This window comes from Mesorhizobium sp. B2-7-2 (genome assembly GCF_006440775.1).
In the GTDB taxonomy this organism is placed as follows: Bacteria; Pseudomonadota; Alphaproteobacteria; order Rhizobiales; family Rhizobiaceae; genus Mesorhizobium.
The window spans coordinates 198,409-214,862 of sequence record NZ_VFTZ01000001.1; the positions used below are offsets into that span (position 1 = coordinate 198,409).

The 16,454-nt window shown below is 62.4% G+C and carries 16 protein-coding genes and 1 pseudogene; 4 read left to right on the plus strand and 13 right to left on the minus strand.

Annotation, left to right across the window (positions count from 1 at the left end):
• Nucleotides 1-1,082: 1,082 nt before the first annotated feature.
• The gene (locus FJ425_RS01050; protein ID WP_140721087.1) at nucleotides 1,083-1,367 is read left to right on the plus strand and encodes a PilZ domain-containing protein; all 285 of its coding nucleotides are present in this window, start codon (nucleotides 1,083-1,085) and stop codon (nucleotides 1,365-1,367) included.
• Between the two features lie 187 nt (nucleotides 1,368-1,554).
• Here FJ425_RS01050 and FJ425_RS01055 read toward each other — a convergent pair whose 3' ends face one another.
• Both FJ425_RS01055 and ligD read right to left on the minus strand, forming a co-directional pair.
• Entirely contained in the window at nucleotides 1,555-1,818 is a 264-nt protein-coding gene (locus tag FJ425_RS01055; RefSeq protein ID WP_224547917.1) for a hypothetical protein, read from the minus strand.
• 222 nt (nucleotides 1,819-2,040) lie between these two features.
• Nucleotides 2,041-3,810, minus strand: a complete 1,770-nt coding sequence (ligD, locus tag FJ425_RS01060; RefSeq protein ID WP_140721090.1) for a DNA ligase D — start codon at nucleotides 3,808-3,810, stop codon at nucleotides 2,041-2,043.
• Nucleotides 3,811-4,136: 326 nt separating this feature from the next.
• Between ligD and ehuB the strand changes: the two genes are divergently transcribed.
• The gene (gene ehuB, locus FJ425_RS01065; protein ID WP_140721094.1) at nucleotides 4,137-5,009 is read left to right on the plus strand and encodes an ectoine/hydroxyectoine ABC transporter substrate-binding protein EhuB; all 873 of its coding nucleotides are present in this window, start codon (nucleotides 4,137-4,139) and stop codon (nucleotides 5,007-5,009) included.
• Between the two features lie 94 nt (nucleotides 5,010-5,103).
• Here ehuB and FJ425_RS01070 read toward each other — a convergent pair whose 3' ends face one another.
• The gene (locus FJ425_RS01070; RefSeq protein WP_140721097.1) at nucleotides 5,104-5,541 is read right to left on the minus strand and encodes a CopG family transcriptional regulator; all 438 of its coding nucleotides are present in this window, start codon (nucleotides 5,539-5,541) and stop codon (nucleotides 5,104-5,106) included.
• A gap of 5 nt (nucleotides 5,542-5,546) precedes the next feature.
• Nucleotides 5,547-7,532 (minus strand): conjugal transfer protein TraG, encoded by a 1,986-nt coding sequence (locus tag FJ425_RS01075; protein WP_140721100.1) that lies wholly within the window; start codon nucleotides 7,530-7,532, stop codon nucleotides 5,547-5,549.
• Nucleotides 7,533-7,824: 292 nt separating this feature from the next.
• On the opposite strand from FJ425_RS01075, the gene FJ425_RS01080 reads away from it, so the two are divergent.
• Nucleotides 7,825-8,079, plus strand: a complete 255-nt coding sequence (locus tag FJ425_RS01080; protein ID WP_095769085.1) for a helix-turn-helix transcriptional regulator — start codon at nucleotides 7,825-7,827, stop codon at nucleotides 8,077-8,079.
• Nucleotides 8,079-9,389 (plus strand): type II toxin-antitoxin system HipA family toxin, encoded by a 1,311-nt coding sequence (locus FJ425_RS01085; protein ID WP_140721103.1) that lies wholly within the window; start codon nucleotides 8,079-8,081, stop codon nucleotides 9,387-9,389. Before FJ425_RS01080 ends, FJ425_RS01085 begins: the two co-directional genes overlap by 1 nt.
• Nucleotides 9,390-9,468: 79 nt before the next feature.
• Here FJ425_RS01085 and FJ425_RS01090 read toward each other — a convergent pair.
• From FJ425_RS01090 to FJ425_RS01130, 9 genes and pseudogenes are all read right to left on the minus strand, one after another.
• Nucleotides 9,469-9,588 (minus strand): annotated as a pseudogene (locus FJ425_RS01090) (CopG family transcriptional regulator); the annotation flags it as partial.
• 202 nt (nucleotides 9,589-9,790) lie between these two features.
• Nucleotides 9,791-11,530, minus strand: a complete 1,740-nt coding sequence (locus FJ425_RS01095) for a VirD2 family relaxase/mobilization nuclease (protein WP_140721106.1) — start codon at nucleotides 11,528-11,530, stop codon at nucleotides 9,791-9,793.
• A gap of 243 nt (nucleotides 11,531-11,773) precedes the next feature.
• Nucleotides 11,774-12,436, minus strand: coding sequence for a lytic transglycosylase domain-containing protein (locus tag FJ425_RS01100; RefSeq protein WP_224628503.1), 663 nt, complete (start codon nucleotides 12,434-12,436; stop codon nucleotides 11,774-11,776).
• Nucleotides 12,437-12,546: 110 nt separating this feature from the next.
• Nucleotides 12,547-12,876, minus strand: coding sequence for a DUF736 family protein (locus FJ425_RS01105; RefSeq protein WP_140721112.1), 330 nt, complete (start codon nucleotides 12,874-12,876; stop codon nucleotides 12,547-12,549).
• Between the two features lie 36 nt (nucleotides 12,877-12,912).
• The gene (locus FJ425_RS01110; RefSeq protein WP_140721115.1) at nucleotides 12,913-13,458 is read right to left on the minus strand and encodes a S26 family signal peptidase; all 546 of its coding nucleotides are present in this window, start codon (nucleotides 13,456-13,458) and stop codon (nucleotides 12,913-12,915) included.
• Complete coding sequence (locus FJ425_RS01115; protein WP_140721118.1) at nucleotides 13,455-13,946, minus strand: DUF2840 domain-containing protein; 492 nt, start codon at nucleotides 13,944-13,946, stop codon at nucleotides 13,455-13,457. Before FJ425_RS01115 ends, FJ425_RS01110 begins: the two co-directional genes overlap by 4 nt.
• On the minus strand, nucleotides 13,943-14,998 hold the full coding sequence (locus FJ425_RS01120) for a replication initiator protein A (RefSeq protein ID WP_140721121.1): 1,056 nt from the start codon (nucleotides 14,996-14,998) through the stop codon (nucleotides 13,943-13,945). The genes FJ425_RS01115 and FJ425_RS01120 overlap by 4 nt, the downstream gene beginning before the upstream one ends.
• Nucleotides 14,999-15,015: 17 nt before the next feature.
• Nucleotides 15,016-15,297: a helix-turn-helix domain-containing protein gene (locus FJ425_RS01125; RefSeq protein WP_041002472.1), complete on the minus strand. Its 282-nt coding sequence runs from the start codon at nucleotides 15,295-15,297 to the stop codon at nucleotides 15,016-15,018.
• A 301-nt stretch (nucleotides 15,298-15,598) separates the two neighbouring features.
• Nucleotides 15,599-15,925 carry a DUF736 domain-containing protein gene (locus tag FJ425_RS01130; protein WP_181175741.1) on the minus strand — a complete coding sequence of 109 codons (327 nt, stop codon included), beginning with the start codon at nucleotides 15,923-15,925 and terminating at the stop codon, nucleotides 15,599-15,601.
• Between the last annotated feature and the right edge of the window lie 529 nt (nucleotides 15,926-16,454).

Here is a 16,454-nt window from a genome sequence, read left to right on the forward strand (position 1 = left end):
AACATGACTCGCCATTCGAAGGTTAGCGATTCCCCTGATCTCCACGCCGTCGGCCGCCGCAGTTTGGGTTCGTCAGGCTCGCAATCTCACCAACCCTCCCCGTCATGCCGACAAGCCAACATCGGAGGACAACGGCTTGGCAGCGGTAGTACGACGAGGACATTAAAACTCCGGGTATATTGTTAACCGCTGAGAAACCATATCTTGCGGCTCATGCTTCTGCGCGGAAACCCTCCGTACCTCGGGGCGTACTAATTTGAGTAACGGCAAATGGCTTGTTGCAGGTGCTCAAAGCAACGACAGGAGAATGTTATGGCCAGCGTCTTCGGAAAACTTGCTAAAACTTTCGCGGGTGGTGCTGTCATCGCGATTATGTGCGTGTCGGCAAATGCAGCCGGAATTGGCGTCAGCGCATCAGTCGGCGGCAGTGGAGGTGTTAATGCCGGGGCTGGGGCCTCCTTGGCCGGCTCCAACGGGGTGAACGCCGGGCTCGGTGCCTCCATTGGCGGATCAAGTGGTGCCAATGCCGGAGCTGGTGCTTCCGTAGGCGGCTCTAATGGGGTGAACGCAGGCGCTGGGGCGACAGTGGGCGGTGCGAGCGGCGTCACGGCTGGCTTAGGCGCTACGGTAGGCGGCACCAGTGGGACGGGCATCGGAGTTGGTGTTGGGGTCGGCGACGGCGTTACTGCCGGAGTCGGGGTAGGAACCAATCCGAGCGGCCTGACAAGCCCGGTTAACCCGACGCCTCCAAAGGTGGCCAGCGCTGTCTCTGGCTTGTCCGGCACTCAATTGGCTCGGATGAAAAAGCGTTGTGTCGAAGTGCTGGGCAGTCAGGACAGCTACGATCGGGACCTGCGCCAACTGTGCCTGATGATTTCGCGCCGATAGTCTGGCCTGCAGGACGGAAGTGTGAACAGGCAGGAGGCCCGTTGTGACACTCTCCTTCCTCCAGCCGGTTGGAAGTCCGCTGCAGCTAAGCGGCGGGCTTTTCGCCATCCGCGGTTCGTTCTGTGATGTTTTCGTGATAAGAAGCGAGCGGCTTCGGGGTCGATCGGCGCTGATTGCGCCCGGAGGAATCTACGTTGTCGAACAGGGAACTCCGTGGCGAACATCGGAAGCGCGTCCTCAAGGGCGCGACGATCATCACCAGCATAACGAACTCGGAAACCACCTGCACGATCCGCAATCAACACGCGGATGGAGCAGAATTGACAGTGCCGGCCGAAACAAGGGTCCCGTCAGAATTTCTACTCTACGTGCCGGTTGATGGGATCGCCTATCGATGCGTGATGCGCTGGCGGAAGAACGACAGGATCGGCGTTCAATTTACCGGCACCGAAAGCAAGCCGAAGCTTCACTATGGCTGACGGATCGATAATGTTCGGCGTGGCCTTCAACGGATATCGGAATGAACAAAGCCATCCTATGGGTATGTGGGATCGGAATGGTCCTGATCCTTCCGTATGTCCTCCAGCACAATGGGCTGATCAGATTCTAAGCCTCTACGTGACCGGCGGACTGGTGGTCAGGAAAAATATTTCGGTTCCTAGCGCGTCAATTCTCGACAGGCGGCCCGTCCTGGGCGACCTCGGCCCTTGCCGCAGCGCGAATGAGCTTCGCCTCTCGCACGAGCGAGTTCCAATTCATACCAATTAGGAGGGCAAGCTCGTAGGCCTGCGCCTCAGCAATACCGGTTTCTTGAACGAGCTTTTGGACGATCGGTATCGTCTGGTTTTTGTCTGACATTGGCTGGGAATCTCTTTTCCCCCAGCGGCCGCAACTTTCAAACTCGGATTTGGTTCCCAAGGCATCGAACAAAAAAGTGTCCCATCATAGAACGCATTCACGATTTGATGATTTAAGCGAAGCAGTCGATCCGCCGAGGTGTAGCTGCTCTTTCGTCCCGGAAAGCCCGTCGCTTACGCTCATTAGCTGCGACGGGCTTTTCTTTCGATCGAAAACCATCCCTTCCTAGCGCGCCGCAGCCTCGAATGCGACGCGGACGTCATCGACAGGACCCTGCCGTGCTCTTTCTTACAGTCAAGCCGCCGTTTGAGCAGCGGCTCTAAACGGATGGCTCATGGTGAAAACGTCCGGCCTAATGCCGACTTCAACCTGTTTCCATGTAACTGGATGCGCAATCGGAAAGCCGGGCCGCGATCGAGGTGAGAACGCACCAACTGCGGTATTGCCTCGGCCGTTGCGAAGGTAATCTAGAAAAATGTGGCCTCTCCGCGCTGCCGGGTCGGCTGACAACAGGTACCGGTCAGGATCGGCATCAACGAGACATTGGGCCAGCGATTTGGCCAATTGCCGCGCCCTGTCATGAGTCATCTTCGCGGCGAGCGGTGCCATTAAGTGAATACCTTTGCCGCCGGTGAGCTTCGGCCAGCTGTCCAAGCCAGTTGCTTCCAAGATCGCGCGTAGCGACAGCGCGGCTTCGATCACCGCATCCCAGGAGACGCCCTCGCCAGGGTCGAGGTCCAGGACAAGCCGGTCGGCATGTTCAATGTCGTCAATCGTGGCATTCCAAGGATGAAGCTCGATGACATCCATTTCGATCAAGCCGAGCAGTCCGTCAAGGTCATCCACCCAAACCCGGACACCTTCGCCACCTTCGCGTTTTTGCACCCGCAGCTGGTGCACCGACGCAGGGATCGGCGGCAGCGGCCCCTTGTGATAGAAGGTGGCCCCGTACGCATGGCGAACCAGCTTCAATGGTCTTCGGCCCAGATGAATCAACGCTCGGTCGGCCACCCGCCGCCAGTAGCCCAAAAGCTCTTCCCTGGAAGGTGCAACCGCATCGGGTAGCAGCTGGAGAATGTTCTCGCCAGGAACGCCATGTTGGCTCTCCAACCTGCGCTTGGAGGGCGACGGCGGCTTCGCTGGGATCACAGCGAGATCCTCGCGCAATCCCTTGAACACCGCCTCGCGCAAGATACCCCGGTCGGTCACGCCACTGAATTGCACCTCAGCCGGCACCTCCGGCCGCACCCAAGTTGCTTTAGGCTTTTTGATGGGTTCCGAAAGAGGCGATTTGCTGATGATGAGCGGATCGAGCCGCTCGCGAACTCGCCGGGCTGCCTCCAGCGTATAGCCGCTTTGCGCTTTTCCAGCATAAAGCAGCCGCTCGCCCTCCCATCTGCCGATATACAGGGAAGCAACGCGGCGCGGCTGCGCGCCAAGCTTTTCGACGAAAGCCACAATCGGGAACGTGTCGCTCTTGACGCACTTCACCTTGAGCCAGCTCGTTTGGACACCGGAACGGTAGGGAGAGTCAGCCCGCTTTGAGACCACCCCCTCCAGGCCCATGCGGCAGGCATGGTCGAACACGTCCTTGCCGCTAATGTCCAGGTGTTCGACAAAGGTCAGCGTTGGAGCCGTTTCCTGCAGGAGCCTGTGCAGAGCAGCTTTGCGCTCAATCAGCGGCTGCTGTCGAATGTCTCGGCCGTTGAGGTACAAAAGATCAAACGCAAAGAACATGAGCTTCGGCGAGCTCGGGTTTGCCAGCTCCCGCTCGAGAGCCTGGAAATCCGGCAAGCCAGTCTTGCCGAGGACGACCGCTTCGCCGTCGAGGATTGCGGATTTGACCGATAGGTTCGCCGCCGCCTGGACGATCCGTTTGTACCGATGCGACCAGTCATAGCCCCGACGGGTGAAGGCACGTGCCGCGCCACCTTCAACGATAAGCTCGGTCCGGTAGCCATCGTATTTGATTTCGTGCAGCCAGTCCGTATCGGCAGGAGCGCTCTCGACCAGCGTCGGTGATTGGAACTCGATGAAGGCGAGGTGACCGGTCAATTTACGCATGCACTCGAACTCCTGAACCGGGATTCAAACCGGGCCGGAGCAATCGGTTCCGAAGATTTTAGCAAAATTGAATATGATCCCCGCCGCCGGCGCGGTTCGCTGCTACCTCTGGAAGTTCTTAGAAACCTTGTAGGCGATGATCGTGCGCTGAGCCTTATCCGCTCAACGGCCAATCCAGCGGTGAGCCGCCTCTCGCTGCCTCGCGTCGGCAATATTTTGTACATATCTTGTATATCTATATTGACGCATTGGCGGCCCTCAACGTAGCGTTGAAGGGCTGGGGCCGAACCCCTGCGCGCAACTTAATCTCACGGGAGGACTGCACGATGAAATTTCGAGCCCGATCGGCCGCCATTGGCCTGGCCTGCATCGCCTATGCCGCGATCGTTGGATCCGTGCTGCCGGCCACGGCGGAAACAACTAAGGAACGCGTCTTGAGAGAGGGCAGGATCGTGATCGGCATCCACAACCGCTCGCCATGGGGCTACAAGAAGGAGGAAACCGGCGAGTTGCTCGGCTGGCATCCGGACCTGCTCAGAGCCGCGTTCGCCGACCTCGGCGTCAAGCAGATCGACTTCCAGGTCACGGAGTTCGGCGCGTTGATCCCTGGCTTGATGGCCGGGCGTTTCGATGCCGTGGCGTCCGGCTTGTCGATAACGCCGCCGCGATGCCAGCAGGTCGCCTTCGGCGCTCCCGACCTGAGGCAGGACGACGCGGCGATCGTACTCGCCGGCAACCCCAAGGCGATCCATAGCTATGCTGATCTTGCCAAGAAATCCGACACGATCATGGGCGGCGGCCGCGGCAGCAACGTCATCCAGAACGCCATCGCCGAGGGCGTCCCTCAAGATCGCATCCTGCAGTTTCCCGACATCGAGACCAACATCGCGGCACTGCGCGCCGGCCGCATCGACGCCGCGGTATTTTCGTCCCCGACTGCGATCGGGCTGCTGGCCGGCAAAAAGAGCCCCGATCTGGAGCGCGCCAACCCATTCACGACCGACGAGAAGTCGATCAGCTACGTCGCGATCGCGTTCAGGAAGGATGATGGCGACCTGCGCGACCTTTACAATCAGGGGCTGGCCAAGGTCATGTCGAATGGCACGATTGCCAGCATCATGGCGAAGTACGGATTTGGCCCCACGGAAAACGTGCCGCCAGGATTGACGACCTCACAGTTGTGCGGAGCCGCCAACTGACCGGGTCGGCAACGGGAAGACGTACAGCAATCAACAGGACCTGAAGGCGCCGCGCGAACTCCGCCGGCGCCTTCGCCCGCGGGCCCTCACATCACTATCGCTCGGGATCGCCGGGTGGCGCGATGTCCTCGGGGATTTCCTGCCGCAAGCTCGGCCCCTTGGCCAGCCGCCTGCCAAGCGCGGAGACGAAAGCTTCATAACGCTCGCTTGCCTTGGCGCGCGCTGCCTGGGCCATCGGCTCAGGCAAGGCCGGAGTGGTGGCAAGCCAGAAGCGGACGAATACCGCATGGGTTTCAACCGAGATGCCGACGTCGCGCTCCAACCGCGCGATCCGGCGATCGATCCGGTCGAGACGTTTGGAGATCGCCGCCTCCCGTTGCGCGTCGGCATCCGGAGAGAGGAACGAGGCGATCGCCGCTTCAGCGATGAGCGACTGCGAGCGATCGCGCCGGGCGGCATAATCGACCAGCAAGGCCATCACGGCAGGGTCGAGATAGACGGAAATTTGGACCTTCTTCTTTCTTGCTGTCACGACCTTCACAGCTCCATGCCGTCGTCCGGATCGAGCGCGATCTGACGTGCCACGCCCCGAACAAGGCGAGCCATCCGGGTGCTGCTCGATGCGAGATCATCCGTCTCGTCAGGCGCTTCGATCTCGAATTCGTTGACGGGCGGCAGCTCCGCTGCAGCCGGGAGAAGTCGATCGAGCTCGGGCTGACGTCGCAATTCGGACTCGGTCGATTCCTCCTGAACTTTCGCCACGGCAGTTGCCGCTGCCATACCAGATGGGGGGAGCGGCAACGGAAGCGCCGTCCAATCGTCAGGCTCCGGCTCGGCTCGAGCCGTGACAGCCGGTGGCGGCAAAATGCGCTTCCGCAAGCGTGGGTCTTCGAAATAGCGCGCCTTCTTCGCCCGGATCGGCGGCGTGCCGGCCAGCATGACGATCTCGTCGCCTGCCGGCAGTTGCATGATCTCGCCGGGCGTCAGCAATGGTCGCGCCGTCTCCGAGCGCGACACCATGAGATGACCGAGCCAGGGCGAGAGCCGGTGACCGGCATAGTTCTTCATCGCCTTCAGCTCGGTCGCGGTGCCCAGTGCATCGGAGACGCGCTTGGCGGTGCGCTCGTCATTGGTCGCGAAGCTGACCCGTACATGACAGTTGTCCAAAATAGAATTGTTTGGGCCGTAGGCCTTCTCGATCTGGTTGAGCGACTGCGCGATCAGGAAGCTTTTCAATCCATAGCCGGCCATGAAAGCGAGCGCGGATTCGAAGAAGTCGAGCCGTCCGAGCGCCGGGAACTCGTCCAGCATCAGAAGCAATCGATGGCGATCCGTCCTGGCCTGCAAATCCTCTGTCAGACGGCGGCCGATCTGGTTGAGGATGAGACGGATCAGCGGCTTGGTGCGACTGATGTCGGAGGGTGGAACGACGAGATAAAGCGTTGCCGGACGAGGATTGGCGACAACGTCGGCGATGCGCCAGCCGCATGCGCGCGTCACCTGTGCCACCACCGGATCGCGATAGAGTCCAAGGAAGGACATCGCGGTCGAGAGCACGCCGGAGCGTTCGTTGTCGGACTTGTTCAACAACTCACGGGCAGCGCTGGCGATGACCGGGTGCGGACCGCCCTGCCCCAGATGCTGCGTCGTCATCATCGCGGCCAAGGTCGATTCGATCGGCCGCTTCGGATCGGACAGGAATGCCGCGACGCCGGCAAGCGTCTTGTCCGGTCCGGCATAGAGCACATGCAGGATTGCGCCGACCAGGAGCGCGTGGCTCGTCTTTTCCCAATGATTGCGCCGTTCAAGCGAGCCTTCCGGATCGACCAGGATGTCGGCGATGTTTTGCACGTCACGGACTTCCCATTCACCGCGGCGAACCTCGAGCAAAGGGTTGTATGCGTCCGACCGTGCATTCGTCGGATCAAACAGCAGCACACGGCCGTGGCGGGCGCGGAAGCCGGCGGTCAGACCCCAGTTCTCGCCCTTGATGTCATGCACGATCGCCGAGCCAGGCCAGGTCAGCAGCGACGGCACAACAAGCCCGACACCCTTTCCCGAACGCGTCGGCGCAAAGCAAAGCACATGCTCAGGCCCGTCGTGGCGCAGATAGTGAGTTCCATAGCGCCCCAGCACCACGCCGTCGGGGGCAAGCAGGCCTGCCGCCTGCACCTCGCTCCTTTCGGCCCAGCGCGCGGAGCCATAGGTCGCGACCTTCGTCGCCTCGCGAGCACGCCACAGCGACATGCCGATCGCTACGGCGATCGCGATGAAGCCGCCCGAGGCGGCAATCAGACCCCCACGCGCGAAGATGGCCGGCGCATAGGCGTCGTAGAAATACCACCACCAGAAGATTGCGGGCGGGTAATAGACTGGCATGCCGCCGATGACGAACCAAGGCGTTCCAAGCCGCTCCTGATAGCCCAGCTGCCAGGCCGACCATTGCGTCGAGGCCCAGATCGTGAGGAGCACGATCAGGAAGACCACGACAATCTGTCCCCAAAGGACTTTCGTTCCCGACATTCGCTTCTCCTTGTGGCGAGAGGTCAGCAAGGTGACGCGAGATGCAACAGCCGTCTGACGCCGATCGCATCGCATCGTGCCATCGGCAAGGAAGACAGGGAATCGGGAAGCCCAAGAGCCCGGGGCGCGAGCGAGGGCGCTGTCCTCTTGGACTAGGCATTGATTAGCAGACGTCATACGCGACCGCGTATATCTGAGTTCTATACGCATTTGCGTATGCGACAGATTTATACGCGGTCACGTATATTGCAAAGCCATACGCGATCGCGTATATACGCTCCAGGAGACGACCATGACCGACCAGATCGCTCGCAACGAAAAGCAACTCGGCGCCATTCTGCGTCGCGCCCGCAGGCAAGCCGATCTCACGCAAGAGACGCTTGGCAGCCGGATCCACCTGCGTCAGGCCACCGTGTCTCGCCTTGAAGCCGGCGAGCCGGCAGTGCAGCTCAGTACGTTGATGGCTGCACTCTCCGCCCTCGACCTTGAACTCGTCGTTCGCCCGCGCAGCAAAAGCAGCGCGACCGAGATCGCGGACCTGTTCTGATGGCGCGGAGGCCGGCTCACACGCCGCTAAACGTCTTCGTGAACGGTCGGCTGGTGGGCGTGCTGCGCAGGCAATCCACCGGCGCCGTGGACTTTCAATATGCCCGCGAATGGCTGGACTGGCACGGTACCTTCCCTGTCTCGCTTTCGCTTCCCTTGCGGGAGGACCGCTATATCGGCGCGCCTGTAGTCAACGTCTTCGACAACCTGCTTCCCGACAATGACGCCATCCGCAAGCGTATTGCCGAACGTGTCGGGGCGGATGGTGCCGATGCCTACAGCATGCTTGCCGCCCTCGGCCATGACTGCGTCGGCGCACTGCAATTCCTGCCTGATGGCGCCGATCCCGGCAGTCCTGGTAGCAGCGAAGGCAAGCCGGTCAGCAAAAAGGATATCGCCGGGATAATCGCAAACCTCGCTGTCGCCCCGCTTGGCGTCGGCGAGGATGAAGATTTCCGCATCTCGATCGCCGGCGCCCAGGAAAAGACGGCGCTGCTACGCAAGGACGGACGCTGGTATAAGCCCGTCGGCACGGCGGCGACCACCCACATCCTGAAACCGCAGATCGGCAGGTTGCCGAACGGCATCGACCTCTCCAACAGCGTTGAGAACGAATATCTGTGCCTTAAGCTGATCGATGCTTTCGGCGTTCCCGCCGCCAGAACTGAGATCGCCGACTTCGGCGAGCGCCGTACGCTGATCGTCGAGCGGTTCGACCGGTTGTGGGCCGCGGATGGCCGTCTCATGCGCCTACCACAGGAGGATATGTGTCAAGCACTGTCGGTCCCGCCGACACGCAAGTACCAGTCAGAGGGCGGTCCCGGCATGCCGTCGATCATCGAGCTGCTTAAGGGCAGTGACAGGCCCGAAGACGACGTCTCGCTGTTTTTGCGTGCTTGCATAATATTCTGGCTCATTGGCGCGACCGACGGCCACGCCAAGAACTTCAGCATTTTTCTCGGGCCCGGCGGGCGGTTTCGGATGACGCCGCTCTATGACGTGCTGAGCGCACAGCCCAGCCTTGATGCTGGGCAGATCCCTCGCAAGAAATTCAAGCTGGCGATGTCTGCCGGCAAGAGCCGGCATTATTCCATACATGAAATTGTGCCCCGCCATTTCGTGCAGACCGCCGACATTTCCGGCGTGGGGGCGCCCCTGATGCGCAAGATTTTCGAAGACATCTCCGGAAATGCCGAGAGGTGGACCGAGGCCGTGATTTCTTCGCTGCCACGTTACTTTCCCGCGCAGCTCGTCGAGTCGGTCAGATCGGCGATAATCAGGCGCGCGACAATCCTCGCCGAGACACGCTGATCAAGCTCGGAGGGCGGCCGGACAAGAATTCAGGGCCACCCAACCTGGACATTCGATATCGACATCCCCTGCGGCGCAGCTAAGGCTGCCTCTTCTCGGCACCCACCGGATCGCTATCTTCGGAAATCTCTTGGCGCAGCTTCGCGCCTACCGCCAGGCTGTCGCGCGCCGTGACGAAGGCCTCGTAGCGTTCGCCCGCCACCTGCACGCGCGCAGGCGCATAAGTTGACGGGCAAGCCGGCGCGATCGACCAGCGTGGCCCGAGGTGCCGCCGAACACCAAGTCTGCATGCCGCGATTGTGTCGCCGTCCAAGTCGTCAGCACCACGGCTCAGGAAAACCGTGAGCATCTGCTCGCAAGGGCTTTCGCGGCCGACATGGCAGGATCCATCCTTTCAGCTGCTAGAGACCTAGCCCGCGTTTGCGGGCAAAGCTCCAATCGACACCGCCGTCGCCGCGAGTGCTGCCGGTGACATGCTGGCCGAGGCGCTTTTCCAGCGAAGGCGTCCAGGGCACGAGCTGGAACCCGAGGCCATCGTCGATCATCGCGAAACGGCCGGACGCAAGCGCAAAGCGCTGGCTGTAGGTACCGGACACGGATTCGCCAGGTGCGGCACGGTTGAAGGAACGGCCGGATTGGGCCGCGATCCTGCCGCCCAGCGCCTCGAGCTCCCTTCGGCGCAGTGTGTCGATCAAGTTGCCGGCAAAGACAGTCCCGCCCGGCTGCCGCTCGGCCAGCCCCAGCCCGACCAGATGCTCGACGCGCCGATCGAGCGCCTGGCGCACCTCGGCGCCGAAGCCGCCATCGGAAAGAGCCGCCGCAGGACCGGCAAGCGCCTGCCGGTCGAGCCAGGTCGCCCCCTCCGCAACCACCTGTCTGTCGATGTCGAGATCGGAGCGCACGGCAAGCGCCAGCCGCCGCCGACCCTGAGCGTCCTCGAATGTGCGCAGTTCGACGATTGCGCCCGGCACACCGTCGCCCGCCGCCTCGATATCGGCGAGCCGCACGTGATGACACCGGCCGTCGACGCCATCGATGACCGCATAGGCACTGCCGCTCAGTTCGTCATCCAGTCCGCGCTCGATCAGACGGCCGCTAATCGTCTCACCGATGCTCTCAGCGGCAAGCACATAGCTGGCGCTCGCGCGTTCGATATCGCGGACCGAGAATGCGCGATGCATGCGTTTGATGATATCGCCGCGCTCACCCATCGCGCGCAGCGTCGCCTCGGCTCTGTCGCTGAGGATCCATTGGCCAGGACCGAGTTGCTCGGCGAGGCCGAGCGTTTCCAGCCTGCGCAGCCGCCCGATCTTTGGCGCCATGAATTCATCAGGCTGGCGATCCGCATGTGGCGCCAGATCTATGACACCGTTGTCGCGCGCGTCGCGGAGCAACTGGCGGTCGAGCCCGGTCCACCGCTCGGCCTCGACCTGCCGCTCGACGTGCCGGCGGATCTCAAGATCCGACCGGGGGCCGAGCTCCTGCGTGACGAGGTCACTGGCGCGATCGCGCATGCCACGGCTGATATAGTCGCGCGAGATGACCAGGTCCTGGCCGTCGTCGGCCCGGCCGCGCAGGATGACGTGGACATGGGGATTGTCGGTGTTCCAATGGTCCACCGCGACCCAGTCGAGCGACGTGCCGAGATCCTCCTGCATGCGACCCATGAGATCACGGGTGAAGGATTTCAGGTCGGCGATGTCGGCGGCATCCTCGGGCGAGACGATGAAGCGGAAATGATGCCGGTCGTCCTTGCAGCGATCGACGAAATCCGCAGTCGACGCATCGTCGACCTCCGGTCCGAACATTCGGGCTTTCGTGTCGTCGCGTGTGACGCCCTCGCGGCGCAAATAATTGAGGTGGGTCGCCAGCGGCGCGCCACGTTTCGAATGGCGAACCACGCGGGTCTTGATCGTGGCGAGGCGGGAGCGGCCGGTGAGGAAGCGATTGGCTTGAACGCTCGCTGCCCTGCCGCGTCCGAACTGCGAGCGCTTGCCTGTCCCGATCCGGCCTGACCGGGACACGCTGCCGCCAGCCTTTTGCGCTGCCGCAAGCGCCTGGGCGATGAAGGGCCGCGACGATTGAGCTCGCGTCGAGCGAATGCGGCCTGGACGGATACGGAACTCGTGCTCATCAGACACGGCGCCCGCCCTCACCTTGCCATAAGTACAGCAAATACAATAATTTGCATGTTCTCAGCACATTGCGCCGAGGCGCCGCAATGTGCGAGAAACGGCAAAAAACCCAATAAATGCAACCAACCGACCGCAGCACAATGTGCGCCCTTTTATCTTGCCATCCTTCGGTTGTTGCCTTGTACCCTATGCGCCTCAAAGGCCACGACGCCCAAAGAGGCGCCGGGGCGCGATTTGGCGGAGACTTCATCATCGCCGCGATGTCCGGACGTAAGACCCGGTGAACAGTCGGCGCGGCTGCGAACTGGCCGCAAAAAGTTTGCGCACCAACAGTGACGATGAGACCTCGACAGAAGCGTGCTCGCCGGACGAGAGACCGGAATCGGTCAAGGACCCGGACCGCACTATGAACAGCGGCGCGAGGTTCCAAGTGATGGCCTTGGCATGACCGGCGGTGAGCGCGCCGGGCGCATCACCGCCGCGCCACAAAGGGCGAAGCTTCGCAACATAGGCCCGGGTTTCTGCCGGCAGCGGGAGGCCCTTCAAGGAGGCTTCGTAGCGCCCCGGCCCCGCATTGTAGGCGGCCAGGAAGCCCGGTGAACCGTATCGATCATAGAGCTCGCGAAGATAGGCGGTGCCGGCAAGGATGTTGTCGTGCGGATCGTAGGGATCGCTGCCGAGTTGGTGACGAAGACGCAGTTCGGCCCAGGTTGCGGGCATGATCTGCATCAGACCCACTGCACCCTTGCGCGACACGGCGCGTGGGTCGCGGGCGCTCTCGATGTGCATGACTGCCCGTATCCAGAGCTGAGGAATACGGAAGCGATGCGACGCCTCGGCGATATGGGTGGCATATGGATCGTCCGCAGGCATACGTGGCCCCGGGGCGCTCTGTGCGACGGCCTCCGTCATCGCGTGACAAAAAATCAGCATGCCAGCGATAAGCCAACGTGCTTGCCTCCGACCAGGCAACCAACTGACGGGGCGGCTTTCGTGCGCATATTTCGGCGCCGATGGCGCACTCATCGAGCACGCTCCGGCAGCGATTTCGGCCGGATCCAGCGCAGCGACCAGGAACCGTCATCGGAGCGGAAGAGACCGGCGCGGAAGCGTCGACCAAACAGCGGATCCTCCAGTCGGCAGGACAAATAGTCGCCAGCCGTCTGCCCGTTTTCCTTCCAGGCCGCGCCGACCTCCGGGCCGCTGCCATCGCCGATGTGGATGCGAAAATCCGGCGCATTGCCGTTGGACGTCCTGATCGGGACAAGCACCAGCGCGACGTCCACGAGCAGTGTTCGAATGCGTCCGGAGTAACCGGATTCCGTTTCCTGGAAGACGCCGATCTCGGCCATGGACAATCTCCTTCCTTTTGTTGGCTGTGCTGAATTTCAGTTCGCGGGAGCAAGCCAGGTGTAGTGGCCATCGCCCCTCTCGTCGGTCCAAAGCGGCATCGCGCGTCCAACGATCGAGCCCATCGGGAACGGGCCGAAATAGCGGCCGTCGAGACTGTCGTGGACATCCCGGTTCATGGCGAAGATTTGGTCGGCGGCGATGGTGCGGCAGCCCTGCCAGTCAGGCAGCGCGCGTCCTTTGCGATCGCGCTCCAGCGCGGCGCCAACGGCAAACCCGTTCACCGTGATGACGCGGCCGACGCGACAAACTTCCTGTCCAGGAAGCCCTTCGATGTGCTTCAGCATTGGCACGCCGAGCGGAAGGTAGCCGCGTTCGGCGGCGAATCGAGCGACGGTCTCCGGCGGTTCGATGACGGCGAGCGCGCCGGCCGTTGGAACGGCCATTCTCCGGATCGCATAGAGCCCGAGGGGTGCGCTGGCCGATGCGTTCCATAGCAGCAGCGGCGGCATTTCCACAGCAGCTGGAGCGACGATCGCGGCAACGGCTGCAAGCGTCACGGCCATGCAGGCGGCGCGGCTCATGATGTCGCTCGCTTGCGCAACAGAAAGGCCCGGTGCTGCTCGAGCGAATAGACACGCGGCGTTCCGCCGGCAACCAGTCGGTTGTGGGTCTGACACCAATAGTCAGGGGCGGCATCGGCCGGATCAAGGCCGATCGCCTCGATCGCATCGATCAGTTGAAGAACCCGCTCAACCTTGTCCCAGCCTGCGATCTTGAGCAGGATCTCGCCGCCTGGCCGGACGTAAGGCAGCGTCTGGTACGCTTCTGAGGGCAAGACGGCGCGCACGATGTCGATGCGCGAAACGACGGTGCCAAAATCATTCGCCGCCCAGCGCACGAAGGCAAAAACACTGCCCGGCGCAAATCCCACGACGCGACGCCGCGTGTCGATGATCGTCTGATCGGCAGGGCGTCCGAAGCGGATCCGGTGCTCGATCCGCTTCTCGATCCAGATCAGCTCCACAGTCGTGAGGCCGGCGCGCGGCGTCGATTGAGGAGACCGCGTCATGCGTCGCCTCCACCGCGTCGGCCGACAAATCGCGGCTTCTGCTCCCCGCCGTCGATCCGCGGCTGCTCCGCAAGACTGTTAGATTGAGAATTAGACTCCAAGTTAAGAGCGCGATTTTTCGTTTCGGGTCCGTTCCTTAAGGCCGATCGCGGTTCCCGAAAGCACGAGGAGGCGGTTCCCGATGGCACGATAGTTCGGGTTCCCGATGGCACGATCCTGTCAACAGGCGTCGGCACCGGTTCGAAAGCCAACAACACACGGCCGCTGGCTTCGACCTCCGTGAACAGTAGATATCCCGGCAAAGGCTGGCGACGCACGATGTCACGCAGCTCGAAGGCGAAGCGCTTGAGCGGCGAGAGGCTGCCGGATTTCCGATGCAGGTGGCTGATGTCGAAACGCCAGCTGGCGCGCTGGCGCCCGCCATGCTTTCGTACCAGGCGATAGAGCCAACGCTCCAGGCCGCCGGTCAGCCCGAAATAGGCCCGGTCTATCGTCAGGATCAGCGTGTCGTCCATGACGGCGCGATAGAACCAATCAGGCAGGATCATTTCGACGCCAAGCGGGCGGCCGTTTCGACCCGAACGTTCCTGCCATTCATTGATCCACGAGAAGCGATGACGCCGGCCCTCGGCGGGTTGGCGGATGGAGGTGACGACGCTTGTCGACTGCAGGCGATCGAGCGCCGCCTTGAGGCGCAGGTAGTCTCGCTTGGAGACACCGCGGCCGATGAAGGTAAGCATCTCGTATGGCGTCGCGGCCATCAGGCGGGATGTGCGCAATCCGGCGTCCCGCGCGCTGACGATCTGGCTAGCGGCCCAGATCAGGATATCGGCATCCCAGATCGTCGCCATGCCGTGACCGGGCATCGCTTCGACACGGATCGCGATATCGCCGGCGTGAAAGTCGATCGGCGCGATGCGCCTGGATTTGGCGAGGGAGAAGAAGGGATAGGCCATGAGGTCCTGCGCATCGCGTGGCGCGACCACGCCCGGCAGCGCCTGGAACAGGTCGAGCTGTTCGCGCTCCAACGGTGGGCGTAGTCGTGCCGACAAGGGGGAAATCAGCGGGCTCAGCGCCGTTCGCGCCCGGCATAAGGGATCAGGCGGGCGGCCTGAGGCTTGGCGGGCAGCACCGAGCCATGCGGATCGGACGTCGATGTCATCGCGCCGCGCTGAACCCAGAGCTGGAGGTCGTCGACGGCGTAGACGACGCGGCCGCCAAGTTTGCGATAGGCAGGCCCGGTGCCGTAGGTGCGATGTTTCTCAAGCGTGCGCGCCGAGAGACTGAGGAAATGCGCGGCTTCAGAAGTGCGCAGGTAGCGCGGCGGCAGTGGCGCGGCGTCGGCGTTCATGAGGTTTCTCCTTCCGGCCGTTGCGGTTGAACGGCGATCGATGGCCAGGATGGAGGAGCAAGGGCACGATGATCAGGTGCGCAATTGAGGGGCGCTATTTCGCACCGCTAGGAGGCCTTCGGAAGTGGCGCCGTCGCCTGCAACGACCGGCGCTAGCAGCGCTCAACCATCTTCCAGGCCATCGCGCATCAAGCGACGCATTCAACGACAGGAAGCCTGTCGTGGTGGCCGGCGGCGCGGAGAGCTTGCGCGATCACCGGCAGAAGGCGCCTCGCCCGGTACCGGCGAGGCGTCTGCCGATTCACTCGCCGTTGCGGCGGTTGGGACGGGACCAGATGAGGCTGTGGCCCTCGCCTTCCTCGTCGGCGAAGAGGTTGGCGTAGATCGGAGCGGTGAAGCTCGGATCGTCCAGCTTGAGTCCGAGATAGTCGCGGCCCTCGTTGGAGCGCTTGGACCAGGCGGCACCGATTTCGGCCTTGCCGACCACCACGCGGTGGCTTGGAGCGTTCTCGCCGCTGGCGCGGGTATCGGGGACGATGCGCACGCCCTTGGCCTGGACGCTGAGGGTGACGATCTCGCCGGTGAACTCGTTCGCATTGGTCTTCTTGAAGATGCCGATGGTAGCCATTTTCAGTCTCCGTTCTCGTTTCCGAGCCCGCACCATGCGGCCTCGATGGCGATCGTGAGGCCGGAGGCGACCGCCGCCGCATCGCTTGCGACCGCAGCAAAGCGCAGGATGGCGAGGCGCGCGTTTCTTGGTTGCGCGAGGAATGGGCTTCGCCCAGGGGAAGAAACGCGCAACGCGCCATTGCGGCATAGGCGGTCGAGGCTTCAGCCGTCCTTCGGCCAGATCAGCCCGTTCGAGAGGTCGCTGGTGCGCTCTGTGAAATGGAAGACGGGACGATGCGATCATCTGCGGGTAAATGACCTGATGTGGACCATTTCGCCAGTGCTGAGGTTACCACGGCCTGGCATGTGCATCAGAGCCTGGATCCAGCTGGCGATCGCGGACGGGATCCAGCGTGCATGACTGGGTCGTGCCGTTGCTGGCTGCTGTCGAAGCAGGTCCAGACATGCGCTCCAAATACCGGCTTTTGCTGTTGAGCGGCTTGGATTGCGGACGTCTCGTTGCGGCCGAAAACGGAACGTCCTCTTCG